Source organism: Micromonospora sp. ATA51, assembly GCF_016802855.1.
Lineage (GTDB): Bacteria > Actinomycetota > Actinomycetes > Mycobacteriales > Micromonosporaceae > Micromonospora > Micromonospora sicca.
In genome coordinates, this window is record NZ_JAEVHJ010000002.1 from 63195 (window position 1) to 75687 (window position 12493).

The following is a 12493-nucleotide window of genomic DNA, read 5'->3' on the forward strand; positions in this document are numbered from 1 at the left end:
GACGTCGGGAAACGGTCAAGCGTCACCTGAGGGTTGCCGAAGAAAAATAGCGCGCAGGTTGAAGGCCAAGATTAGGAAAGATTAAGAATCCGATTAGCGGAGTCTTACGTACGCACAATTCCGGCACCCAATGTGCCCGCTTGACAGCGCAGGGAATTGGCGTCACCGGCTCGTTGATTTCTCCGGGCCGTCCTCACTAATGTTGGTCAGCGTCCGTTCCGGATGTCGGTCTCCACCTGGAGTGCCCCGGGACGGCCACCGCCGAGTCGCTGGACGTCACTGGCGTCGCCAGGCGAGCCGGGGAACCACCGCAGGTTTCGGGGTGAATCCGCATCAGCGGTAGGGCGCCTTCCACGCCCGAACCCGTCAGCTAACCCGGCAGGCGGTCGAGGTCGGTGCACGTGGGGTGCGTCGGCCTCGAGTGGAAGGAGCCGAAGCCGTTGCCACCCGTGCGCACCCGGCCCGCCGGATCGCGTCTGTTCACCAGAATCCTCGCCGTCGCGGCGGCGGCCATGGTGGCCGTCGGGCCAGCGGCCCCCGCCCACGCCGCACCGTCGGCCGCCGATGTGCAGCAGCAGATCGATGCGGCGTGGCAAAAGCTCGAACCCGTCATCGAGCAGTACAACAAGGTCCGGTCGGAACTGGCCGTGGACCAGCGGAGGTCGGCCGAACTGAGCCGGAGGATCGAGCCGCTCGGCAAGTCGGTGGAGATCAGCAGGACCCGGGTCCAGGAGATTGTGACGGGGTACTACAAGCAGGAAAAATCGCTTTCCACATTCAACGCCCTGCTGTCCCGCGGCTCGCCGCCGATCGCGTTGGGGGATCAGCTCGCGCTCGTGAATCAGGTGGCAAATTCGGAGCAGCGACAGATCACCCGGCTGTCGGCCCAGCAGGCGAGCTACGACGCCGACAAGGAGAAGGTTGACGCGCTGATCGCGATACAGCAGCGCCAGCAGGCCCAGCTGGCGGCTCGCAAGAAGGCCATCGACGCCGAGATCAAGCGGCTGGATGCGCTACACAGACAGGTCGCCGCCGCGGAGGCGACCGCAACGGCCAAGGCGGCCGCGGACGCCGCGGCGGCCAGAGCCGCAGCCGCCGCGCAGACAGCCGCCACCGCGAGCAGCAGCTCACCCATCACGTCGACCAGTTCGCTGTTCATCGGTGGGAAGTGTCCCGCCGTCCCCATCACGGGAAGCGGCGGCGTCGCGGCGAAAACCGCGTGCAATCAGATCGGCGAGCCGTACGTGTGGGCGGCCGACGGTCCCGACTCGTTCGACTGCTCCGGCCTGACCCAGTACGCGTGGGCCTCCGCCGGGGTGCAGCTGACCCATTACACAGGTTCTCAATGGACCGCAGGTGTGGCGGTGAGCAGAGCAAACCTTCGCACGGGTGACCTCGTCTTCTTCTACTCCGATCACCATCACGTGGGCATCTACGTCGGCAACGGACTGATCGTCCACGCCCCGCATACCGGGGACGTGGTCCGAATGGCCCAGCTGGCGGATATGCCGTACAGCGGTGCTCGCCGCCCCGGCTGACCGTCCGGTCCCGAGCTGTAGGTTCTCAACCTCGATGACGCTTTCTCAAGATCATGCCGCCGCGGATGTGGGCAACGAGCCCGCTGGCGGTGCTCCGGCTCCGGGGCGTCACTCTGGAGGTCGGTGCTGGCGCCCGGCCTGATCGCCAAGAACGGCGCCAGGCTGAACGGGGCCCCGCTCGGGGACGATGCCTACGGCGTGCCGGGCAGCCGGACCGTGACGAGGAGACCGCCGACGGGGCTGGGGACGAGGTCGAGGGTCCCGTCGTGGGCGCGGACGATGCTGTGCACGATGGCCAGGCCGAGGCCGACGCCGGCGTGTTCGTCGGTGTGTACGCGTTCCGTTCCGCGCTGGAAGGGTTCGGTGAGGGTCGGTATCAGTTCTGGTGGGAGCCGACGACCCGTGTTCTCGACCTGCAGCACGCTCGTGTCGCCGTGCGCCTCGGTGTGGACCGTCACGGTGCCGTCAGCGGGGAGGTTGTGGACGACGGCGTTCTGGACGAGGTTGGTCACCATCCGCAACAGGAGCTCGGCGGAGCCGCTGGTCTGGGCCGCCCCGCCGGTGACGTCCAGCGTGATCCGGCGCTGTTCGGCGAGGGGAAGCAGCGTTTCGGCGGCTTCTTCGGCGATGAGGGAGAGGTCGACGCTCTCGCGGGTGAAGTTTCCGCGGTCGCCGCGGCTGAGCAGCAGGAGGGCCTCGGTGAGGTCGATCGCCCGCTTGTTGACGACGTGCAGGCGTTCGATGAGTTCGCCCCGGACTCGCGTGGGGTCCTGGCGGGCGACGTCCAGGAGCGTCCGCGAGATCGCCAGCGGGGTGCGCAGTTCGTGGGAGGCGTTCGCGGCGAACCTCTGCTTCTCGGCGACGTGGGACTCGAGTTGTTCGAGCATCGAGTCGAACGCGTCGGAGAGTTCACGGAATTCGTCCTGGCGGCCCTTCATACGGATCCGGTGGGACAGCGACCCCCTCCCGGCCATCCGTGCCGCATCCGTGATCTGTGTGAGTGGTGCGAGCATCCGGCCGGCGAGGGTCCATCCCCCGACGAGCCCGAACATGAGCAGGAAGACCATCGCTACGGCCGCGGCGGGGGCGAAGGTGTGCACAAGGAGGTAGCGGTTGGGCGAGATCCCGAGAAGGCCCTGGGAGGTGTCGGGTACGTAGCGCAGCAGGAACCCCCACACCACGGCCAGCAGGAGGGCGCCGGCGACGGCGAGGAACCCGGCGTAGCTGAGGGTGAGTTTCAGTCGGGCGCTGAGCCCTGGGCGTCTATGCATGCGTACTGCCGGGGGCGGTGGTGTCCCTGCCAGGGGCGATCGTGTTCATACCCGTGTCGATCCGGTAGCCGACGCCGGGAACGGTGGCGATGATCCATGGTTCGCCGAGCCGTTTGCGCAGTGCGGAGACGGTGATGCGCACGGCGTTGGTGAGGGGGTTGGCGTTCTCGTCCCAGGCCCGTTCCAGCAGCTCCTCGGCGCTGACGACCCCGCCCTCGGCGGCGACGAGGACTTCCAGCACGGCGAACTGTTTGCGGGTGAGCGCGACGTAGCGTCCGTCGCGGAAGACCTCCCGACGGAAGGGGTCGAGCCGCAGGCCCGCGATCTCGCGGACCGGGGGCCGGGCGTACGCGCGTCTGCGGTCGAGCGCCCTCAGCCGCAGGACGAGCTCCCGCAGCTCGAACGGTTTGGTGAGGTAGTCGTCGGCGCCGAGCTCGAACCCGGAAGCCTTGTCGTCGATCCGGTCGGCAGCGGTGAGCATGAGGATCGGGATGCCGCTGCCGGAGGCGACGATGCGCCGGGCGACCTCGTCGCCGGAGGGGCCGGGGATGTCGCGGTCGAGGACCGCGAGGTCGTAGGAGTTGACGCTGAGCAGTTCCAGGGCGCAGTCGCCGTCGCCGGCGATGTCGGCGGCAATCGCCTCCAGCCGCAGACCGTCACGAACCGCTTCGGCCAGGTAGGGCTCGTCCTCCACGATCAGTACGCGCATGCCTGAAGCCTATTGTCAGCACAAACTATCGCCGACGGGTGCATACCGGACACGCGCCTCAGCCTGCCGATGCCGGCGCGGGGCGAGGCTGGTCCGACGGCACCTCCGCCGTAGTGCGCCACCAGTGGCGCGACGCCAGCGCGGCCAGCACGGCGCCGGCGGCGTTGACCAGTACGTCATCCACGGAGGACACCCGGTCCAGCCGCAGGACGTACTGCGCGGTTTCGACCAGGACCGAACAGCCTGCCCCGAACGCCAGGATCCGCGGCACGGACGCCAGCGCCGCGAACCGCATCGGAGCGAAGAACCCCAGCGCCGCGAAGATCAGCAGGTTGCCGACGATCCCGACCGGCCCCATCGTGACCAGGTCCCGCAGCGGGACCAGACTCACCCGGCCGGGGACGATGCCGGCCCCAAGGCCCGGCATCATGGTCATCCACACGAACGGCACCGTCCCGTGGACCATGCCCACCTCGGCCAGCGACATCCGCCACGCCGATGTGACGCCAGCGGCACGCCGACGGCGCGCCAGAGCCCATACCACCAGAGCGGCCAACGGCACCGCGACCAGCATCATGAGCAGCACACCGTTGAACGTATCGAAGCAGCCGTGCCACCGCCCGGCCATGCACCTCGGAGCGGACATCATGAGCGGCCGCCGCACGGCGAACGCCACGCTCGCCACGCCCAGGATCGCCAAGCTGACAAGCACGATCCTGCGCGTGCGGCGAGGCGGTGCTGACAGGGATGCGCTGTGGTTCATGTTCCCATTGGAAACGGAGGGCCGTTGCGGTGGCGTATGCGATTTTGGATAAGTCCGCGATACACGGAATCCCCGGCGTCGTCGCCCGGCACCTCTGCCGCGACCAGAGCCCGCAGCCGGCTGTCGACATCGACGGGCAACCGGTCCACGACCCGGACGGTCAGCGCTTGCTCGACCCGGTGCAGCGCGGGAGCGCACGATCCGGTCGATCCGCCCGGCCACCGGCGGCTCGATCCGCTCCGTCCGGCAGCGCACCAGCAGCTCGTCGCGAACCGACTTCGGGCGCCGTTCGGCCTCGCACACCGCGGCATCGGCGGACTTCCGTCCCGTCGACGCCGCTCAACAACCCGCTGCGGAAAGCGCCATGATCTTGAGACAGCAGCGCCGACAGCAACCTGAGAAACCGACATGATGGCGCTGCCAAGTACACCCCACCCGCGACATCGGGTGTGAGAACCTACACGAGCCACCGGACACCGCTGACGCTTCCGCCGTAGTCAGGTGACGGTAGCGCCGACGTGGGTCTCGGCGCACACCGTTCGTGTGCGGTGCGCTCCTCCGCCCGAAGCGGGACCGCCGGGACGTACCCGACGGCCCCGACGGTCAACTCAGTGGACGACGACGGGCGTCTTCCCCTGCTCCCCCGGCTGGTCGTCGAGCAGGTACGACCGCTCACGCCGGCGGGGCAGGAACGCGGCCGGGATGAACGTCAGCAGCACCAGCGCGAACGCCACCCAGAACGTCGTGCCGAAGGAGCTGGCGGCGAAGTCGAGCCCGCGCTCGATGAGCGACGGGTCGACCGGGAACTGCTGGGTCAGTTCCGGCCGCTGCTGGGCGGCGATGGCCAGCCCGGCCTCGGTGATCGGCTTGCCGCTCGGGTCGGTCACACCGGGGATCGGCTGGGAGCCGTTCAGCTCGTTGGTGAGGATCACCGACATCACCGCGGCGCCGACGGAGCCGCCGATCTGCTGGAGGATGTTCACCAGCGTGGAGCCGCGGGCGACCTCCTGCGCGTGCAGGGTCTTCAGCGCAGACGTCATGATCGGCATCATCGTGCCGCCCATGCCCAGACCCATCACGAACAGCGAGCCGCAGAGCAGCACGTACGAGGTGTTCGGGTCGACCTGGGTGAAGGCGAAGAACCCGAGGACGATGAGCGCCAGCGCGAACGGCACCGTACGGCCGATGGGCACCCGGTCGGCCAGCGTCCCGGCGATCGGCATGGTGATCATCGCGCCGATGCCCTGTGGCGCCATCAGCAGGCCGGCGGCCAGCGTCGACTCGCCGCGCACCTGCAGGAAGTAGCTCGGGAACAGCAGGCCGGCGCCCATGAACGCGATGATGAAGACGAACATGGTCACCGCCGCGATGGTCAGGCTGCGGTTGCGGAACAGCCGCAGGTCGAGCAGCGGGTGCCGCGGCTTGAAGGAGTAGAGGACGAACGCCACCACCAGCGCGGCGCCGATCAGCATGGGGACCCACACCTCGGGGTCGGCGAACGTGCCGGCCTCGGGCAGCGAGGAGACGCCGTAGAGGAACAGGGCGAGCCCCGGCGAAAGCATCAGCATGCCGAGGAAGTCGAACGACTCCGACGGCTGGGGGCTGTCCTTCGGCAGGGCCAGCTGCGCGTAGATCAGCGCGATGGCGCCGATCGGCAGGTTGATCAGGAAGATCCAGTGCCAGCTCGCCACGTCGATCAGCCAGCCGCCGAGGATCGGGCCGCCGATCGGGCCGAGCAGCATCGGGATGCCGAGGACGGCCATCAACCGGCCGATCCGGTGCGGCCCGGCCGCCCGGGTCATGATCGTCATGCCGATCGGCATGAGCATGCCGCCGCCGAGGCCCTGCAGCACGCGGTACGCGATCAACTCCCCGATGGTGTCGGCGGTGGCGCACAGCACGGACCCGATCGTGAACAGCGCCAGGGCGACCATGTAGAGGCGTTTGGTGCCGAACCGGTCGGCGGCCCACCCGCTGAGCGGGATCACCGTGGCCAGCGCGAGCGTGTAGCCGGTCATCGTCCATGCGACGCGGGCGTAGGACGCGTCGAACTCGCTCTGGAACGTCGGCAGCGCGACGCTGACCACCGTCACGTCGAGGATCGACATGATCGCACCGAGCACGACGACGCCGGCCACCTTGAGAACCGCGGCGTCGAGCTTGTCCGATGTCGGGACAGGCTGCGGTGCCGCGACAGCTTGCTGTGTCACGAAGTCTCCTGAAGTCGGATCTGACCGAACGGGTGAGCGGTGGTGGCGGCGCGGCGCCGGCCGATGGGCGGGCGCGACGTGCGGAGGGGTGACGCTCGCAGGCAGATTAGCCGCCGCCACCGACACTCCGCGCTTGGATTAGCTCCCAGCGCCTCGACTTGTGAGGACGATTACGGCCGGCCCGGTGGCGAGCATGACGACAACGGCAAGGGCGGCGAGGACGTGACCCGCCGGCGCATTCACCACCGACCCGGTCAGCGGCTACCCACCCGGGACCCCGGACGCGCCGACCTGACACGGCCTCACCGGGGCTCCGCAAGGCGTGGCCGCATGATCGCGTTCCCCGCGTTGGTGGCGGCCTGCCCTGGCCGGTTCAGGCGTACGCCTGGGCGAGCCTGCGATGTTCGGGGTCGTCGGTGCGCTCGGCCAGTGCACGCAACTCGGACGATGCGGTGGCGGGGTTGCGGGCGCGCCAGGCGTGCATGAGGGCGGCGGCGGTTTCCGCCGGGCTGCCGGTGGCGGTGGCGACCACCACCTCTGCGGTCTCATCCGTCAGCTGGTCGATGGTCGGCACGGTGACGTCCTGCTCACGCAGGTGCCCGGCGAGCAGGCCGACACCCAAGGGGGTCGGTGCGACAACAGCTTCGCCCTTCTCGATCGCGCCGAGCCTGGCCAGCTGGTCGAGCAGGCGGTCGGTGTCGTTGTCGGCGAGCTGGCGCCAGCCCCGCTCCTGCTCCTCGCTGCCGGGGCCGAGCCCCAGTCCGTCGCACGCGGCCTGGTAGGCGAGCCGCCTCAGCTCGTCATTCTCGAGAGGTTCCGGCGCGATGAACAGGGCCATGGTCACGGCGAACACTGCGTCGTCGAACCGCCACCGCAGAACCGACTCGGCCCACCCTGCGCCGCAGACCGCCTCGCCGAGCTCGAACAGTGCGGTGAACGCCCGCCTGGCCAGCGCGAGCGGGTCCCCCAGCACCTTCGCCGCGCTCTTGACCGGCACGAGCCGCCCCTTCACCACCCGTATGACGCGGGCCGCCCGGGCCCAGGCGACCAGTACGGTGAGCCCGTACAGCTCGTCGCTGCTGCGGGTCTTGAAGACCCGGTCGCCGATCACCGCGTCGAGGACGTCGCCGGTTTCCAGCAGGGCGACGAGTTCCCGCGCGTCGGCCAGCCGCAGCCGGCCGGTGGTGGTGAGGATCCGCCCGTCACCGAGCCACCGCACAAGTTCCGGCAGTCGGCGTACGACAACGGACTCGGCGGCCAGCCCGCGGAGGGTGTCGTCGTCGGGCACGGCCACCAGCGGCAGCGGCGGGTGCCGGTCGGGATCCGCGCCGAGCAGGTGGTTGGCCAGCACCTGGTTGAGCAGGTCCTCGTCGACGGCGATGCGGCCGGCGTGCAGGTCCGCGATGAACCGCTCGGCGGCCGCCTGATCGCTTGGGTCGACGCCCTCGTGCAGCATCCGGCCGGTCCAGAACTTCGCGAGCCCGTACCGACTCTGGTCCGCCATCCCGTCGGCGAACGGCGCGGCAAGCTTGTCCAGGGCGACGTGCAGCAGGTGCCGGTCGGCGCAGCGCCGGTCGGCGAGGTCCTGGTCGAAGAGGAAGTCGACGAAGGCGCGTACGGTCGGCGTGACGGCGGCCCACTGCTCCGGCGGCAACGTCACCTGGCGGGGAAACCAGTCGAGCAGCGCGTCTTCCAGGTCCTCGGGTTGCCACCGCCCGAGCAGGCCGTCGCCGTCGGCCCAGCGGTGGTCGAGCAGCGACTCGAGGACGAACGCGTCGACCGGCCGGCGGTGCCGCCGCGCCCAACGGTCGAACCGCCGCACCAGCCGGTCGCGGGCGGAGATGAAGATCTGGTCCGGTGCCGAGGTGTAGACCATCCGCATGACGGCCGACACTACCGGCAGAGGCGGCTGGAGCGGGTCATGCCGGAGCCGGAAGGTACGACCACCTGGCCGTCCGCCGTCAACGGGTACCGCGTGTTCACCCCGAACAGCCCGGGCCGCACCGGTACGGACTCCGACGCAACTCGCCAGCCTGCAGACCCAGATCGACGCGATCGCCGGCAACCTCGGCACGGCTACTGTGACCCCACTCGACAGGGCGGGGGTCGCCTCGTACACCGACCCGGGCCAGCCCGGCGGCCAACCCGGTCATCCAGCCGTCGAGATCGGCACGCCGGTTGCCGACGGCCAGGCGTCGACGTCGTACCCCCTCTACGTGGCCACCCCGGAACTGCTCCGGCTCTACCGACTCGACCCTGCGGCGGTCGCGGCCGACACCGACGTGCATCCACTCACCCAGCAGGAGCTGGCAACGGCGCAGAACCTCGCCGCGAGCGCCGGCCTCACCGTCGAGTCCCGCAGGGAGCGGGCCTCGCTCGGGACGTTGCGGACCGGGGCGGTCGCCGCCGGTGCGCTGCTCGCCCTCGGCATCCTGGCCATGACCGTCGGCCTCATCCGAGGCGAGACGGCGGGCGGCCTCCGCACCCTGGCCGCGACCGGCGCACCGAGGCGCGTACGGCGCACACTGACGGCCACGACTGCCGGGGCACTCGCGCTGCTCGGCGCCATCCTCGGCCTGGCCGGCGCGTACCTCGGGTTGGTCAGCGTCCTGCACCGGGACCTCGGCGCGCTCACCGGCGTACCGGTCGCGCACCTGGCCGCGACAACCGTCGGGCTGCCGGTGGTTGCCGCGGTCGCCGGATGGCTGCTCGCCGGGCACAACCGCAGTCGTTAAGAGGGCGCGCAGATAGGTGGGTTTCATGGTCGGCGGGTGGGGCGGGTGTCCCACCGGTGCGAGATCCAGGCCTGCCGGATGAGGCTACGTATAGTGATGATCGCGTCGGCGAGGTCGAAGTAGGCGTGGACGACTGACTCCTTGCGTTCGTAGCAGCGTTGGAGCCGGTTGAAGGCGTTGTGCCAGGCGTTCGTGCGTTCGACGTGCCACCGCTGGGTGGCCTGGATAGGGGCTTTGACGCCCTTGCGGGCGATCTCGCCGGTCAGGCCGCGTTCGGTGAGTAGGTCGCGGCTGGTGGCCGAGTCGTAGCCGACGTCCAGGTGGACGGTGATGTCGTCGGGTAGCGGGCCGGGGCCGTCGAGTTGTTCCAGGGTGGGTTTGAGCAGTGGGGAGTCGTGGCGGTTGGCGCCGGCCAGGACGCGTCCGAGGGGGATGCCGCGGGCCTCGACCATCAGTGAGCGTTTCATGCCCTGCTTGCCGCGGTCGACCGGTGATCGCCCGGCGATCTCGCCGCCGCCGGGCGCTTTGGTGATGCACCCGTCGATGGCGAGGTCGTCGAGCAGGAGTCCGACGATGCGGTCGTAGGCGTCGAGTGTGATCTTCCTGAGCTGGGTGAACACGCCCAGGCGGATCCACTCGTCGCGGCGGTTGCGGATCGTGGTGGCCGAGCAGGTCGAGTCGGCGATGGCTTCGTAGGAGCAGCCGAACCGCAGTACTTGCAGGAGTTTGTCGAACACGACCCGGTCGGCGATGCGCCGACGGTGACAGCCCAGCGGGTGAGTCGCGGCGGTGGCGGGTCGTGCGGGCAGCAGCGCGGCGAACTGGTCCCACAAGGGGTCGCTCAGCCATGATGGGACAGCGGGCACAGGCGTTCCAGTGATCACTAGGCGTAGGAACCTTCATGATCACTGATGCCTGTGCCCGTCTCCTACCCGCCCGTGCCCCGCCAACCTATTTGCGCGACCTCTAAGCCGCCCCAGACTGGACTGAAACGCCTCGGGACGACGGCGCTACCTCGCGGAGTGTTGCCCCCTCGCCGGCTCGGTCAGCGCGAACGCTGGTCGGTCGACGGCTGGGCCGCCAGCCGAGGTTCCACATCCTCCGGCAGCTCAGCACCGCAGAGCGCGCAGATGTAGTCGTCGTCGCGGACGAGGTTGCGCTCGCCGCAGTCAAGACAGCGCCGGAAGACGACGGCCGCGGTGAAGCCTTCCGGGCGGCCGATACCCGCCCGGTCAAGGGCGCCCGCCACCGGTGCCCATGAGGTGGGATCGGGGCAGTAGCCGGTGGACTGATTGCCCACCTCGGTCACGGCCCAGCCGCCCCGCTCGCCAGCGAAGGCGATCTTCCCCGCTCCGAGGACCTCCCCACCGCCGGCGCAGGCGACGTGCTCGCTGCGTCTCGGCGCGAGCCGCAACGTACCGCCAAGGTCGATGACATAGGTGAACGGCTCGTCACGGTCACGCGGATCTGCGGCCGCCAGGTAGGTGTCGAGATCGACCGGTGATCGGATGGGCCAGCCCTCGGGAGCGTCGGCGACCGACGCCTGCACGTCCGCCGGGCCGACGTAGCGGTATCGACGCCCCGCCCCTACCACGGCACCGACCCTACGCCCGCGCAGCGGCCGCTGTGGACGATCGCGCCGATCCGGCCGCCTGGACCTGACCGCCTGCCCCTGGCGATCCCGTCCCCCGGGGCCTGGCCTCGTTCCGCGTCAATTTTCGGTGCTAGGGCGTCGCGGTTCAGCGGGTGAGCGCGGCGAGGAAGTCATCGACGAGTCGGGTCTGCGTGGCGGCCGGCAGCCGGTCGGGGTCGAAAAGCGCCTGAACCACCAGGCCGTGGGTGAACGCCAGCACGGTCGTCGCGAGCCGGCCTGAGTCACCGTCGGGAAGCTCGCCCAGCCGTTGGGCGTCCTCGATAGAGGTACGCAGCCCTGCCCGAATGCGTTCGTAGCGAAGGGTCTGGGCGGCAAACAGGTCGGGGGCGGACAGGGCGACGTCCCAGGAGCCGACCCAGATCCGGTTCATCGCCGCTGCATCCGGGGTCAGCGGGAGGATGTTGAGCATCTGCGTGCGCAGCGCCGCCAGTCCGGGTGCGGGAGCGGCCTGCCGGGGGCGCTGCGCCGTGCGTACCTCGAGGATGTCGAGGGCGTGGGCGATCAGCTCGCGCTTGCCCGCGAAGTAGTGGGTGACCAGTCCGGTCGAGGAGCCCAGGGCCGCCGCAACGGCGCGCATGGTGAGGCCGCCGAAGCCGTGCTCGGCCAGGACCTGCCAGACCGCCTCCGAGACGTCCTGGCGGCGGGAGTCATGGTCGGTGCGTGCAGGGGTCATGGCCTGTTAGCGTACATGCCAAACGTTTGTTATGTACGGAGGTTGTGATGATCGCGCTGCCCCTCGCCCCCTCGGTCATGCTGCGCCCGCTCGAGTCGTGGCACGCCGAGGAGTTCCTGGCCCACCTGGACCGGGCGCGCGAGCACATCGCGCCGTGGGTCTCACCTGCGTTCGTCGCCCGCGATGTCGACGAGGCTCGCGCGGTACTGCGGCGTTACGCGGACAAGCGGGCTCAGGACAGCGGCGGCATCTGGGGCATCTGGCTGGACGGCCGCCTGGTCGGCGGCGTCATGTTCGTCTCCTTCGACACCGCGCTGGGCGTCTGCGAAGCGGGCTGCTGGCTGGAGCCCGGCGCACAGGGCCACGGCCTGATCACCCGCGCCGCAGAACAAATCATCGACTGGGCCGTCGAGGAACGCGGCATCGCTCGCGTCGAGTGGCGCACCAAGTCGCGCAACGCGCGCAGCATCGCCGTCGCGCAGAGGCTGGGATTGAGCCACGACGGAACGCTGCGTCAGGTCTACCCGGACGGCGAGGGCGGACGGGTTGATCTCGAGATCTGGTCCGTGCTGGCCGACGAGTGGCGGGCCCGCCGCACCGGCCGCCCGGGCCTCGCGCCCAGCGTCATGTCTGCTGAGGTGAAGGCCGAACTCGACGGCCTGATGGCCACCTTCCTGGGCGCCTTCGCCAACCCGGGCGGCACCAGGCCGAACGTCGAGGCGATCGAAGAGGTGTTCATCCCCGAAGGGATGATCATCAGCAACGTCGGCGCGACCTCGGTGATCTACGATCTGCGCCAGTTCGTCGAACCTCGCGAGAAGATCCTCACCGACGGGACGCTGACCGAGTTCCGGGAATGGGAGACCTCGGAGACCACCGAGATCTACGGCTCGATCGCCCACCGGTTCAGCGAGTACCGCAAGTCGGGCTACCTCAAGGG

General features: G+C 69.7%; 10 protein-coding genes, 1 pseudogene and 1 riboswitch. Of the genes and pseudogenes, 3 read left to right on the plus strand and 8 right to left on the minus strand.

Annotated features, from left to right (window positions below):
• Positions 1-249: 249 nt before the first annotated feature.
• Positions 250-400, plus strand: a riboswitch (cyclic di-AMP (ydaO/yuaA leader).
• Between the two features lies 1 nt (position 401).
• Positions 402-1538: an NlpC/P60 family protein gene (locus tag JNW87_RS00940; protein ID WP_109802843.1), complete on the plus strand. Its 1137-nt coding sequence runs from the start codon at positions 402-404 to the stop codon at positions 1536-1538.
• 191 nt (positions 1539-1729) lie between these two features.
• Here the strand turns inward: JNW87_RS00940 and JNW87_RS00945 are convergent, their stop codons facing one another.
• The 5 genes from JNW87_RS00945 to JNW87_RS00965 form a co-directional block, all read right to left on the minus strand.
• The gene (locus JNW87_RS00945; protein ID WP_238452714.1) at positions 1730-2809 is read right to left on the minus strand and encodes a HAMP domain-containing sensor histidine kinase; all 1080 of its coding nucleotides are present in this window, start codon (positions 2807-2809) and stop codon (positions 1730-1732) included.
• Positions 2802-3518: a response regulator transcription factor gene (locus JNW87_RS00950; protein ID WP_238452715.1), complete on the minus strand. Its 717-nt coding sequence runs from the start codon at positions 3516-3518 to the stop codon at positions 2802-2804. Before JNW87_RS00950 ends, JNW87_RS00945 begins: the two co-directional genes overlap by 8 nt.
• Before the next feature lie 58 nt (positions 3519-3576).
• Entirely contained in the window at positions 3577-4281 is a 705-nt protein-coding gene (locus JNW87_RS00955; protein WP_238452716.1) for a VanZ family protein, read from the minus strand.
• Between the two features lie 608 nt (positions 4282-4889).
• On the minus strand, positions 4890-6491 hold the full coding sequence (locus tag JNW87_RS00960) for a DHA2 family efflux MFS transporter permease subunit (RefSeq protein ID WP_238452717.1): 1602 nt from the start codon (positions 6489-6491) through the stop codon (positions 4890-4892).
• 373 nt (positions 6492-6864) lie between these two features.
• Complete coding sequence (locus JNW87_RS00965) at positions 6865-8373, minus strand: hypothetical protein (RefSeq protein WP_238452718.1); 1509 nt, start codon at positions 8371-8373, stop codon at positions 6865-6867.
• 199 nt (positions 8374-8572) lie between these two features.
• On the opposite strand from JNW87_RS00965, the gene JNW87_RS00970 reads away from it, so the two are divergent.
• Positions 8573-9226: a hypothetical protein gene (locus JNW87_RS00970; protein WP_238452719.1), complete on the plus strand. Its 654-nt coding sequence runs from the start codon at positions 8573-8575 to the stop codon at positions 9224-9226.
• Between the two features lie 23 nt (positions 9227-9249).
• On the opposite strand, the gene JNW87_RS00975 is transcribed toward JNW87_RS00970, so the two are convergent.
• The 3 genes from JNW87_RS00975 to JNW87_RS00985 form a co-directional block, all read right to left on the minus strand.
• Positions 9250-10092, minus strand: coding sequence for an IS5 family transposase (locus tag JNW87_RS00975; RefSeq protein WP_238452720.1), 843 nt, complete (start codon positions 10090-10092; stop codon positions 9250-9252).
• 179 nt (positions 10093-10271) lie between these two features.
• Entirely contained in the window at positions 10272-10775 is a 504-nt protein-coding gene (locus tag JNW87_RS00980; protein WP_238452721.1) for a TFIIB-type zinc ribbon-containing protein, read from the minus strand.
• A 190-nt stretch (positions 10776-10965) separates the two neighbouring features.
• Positions 10966-11553 (minus strand): TetR/AcrR family transcriptional regulator, encoded by a 588-nt coding sequence (locus tag JNW87_RS00985; RefSeq protein WP_238452722.1) that lies wholly within the window; start codon positions 11551-11553, stop codon positions 10966-10968.
• Between the two features lie 47 nt (positions 11554-11600).
• Between JNW87_RS00985 and JNW87_RS00990 the strand changes: the two are divergent.
• Positions 11601-12149, plus strand: a pseudogene (locus JNW87_RS00990) (GNAT family N-acetyltransferase); the annotation flags it as partial.
• Between the last annotated feature and the right edge of the window lie 344 nt (positions 12150-12493).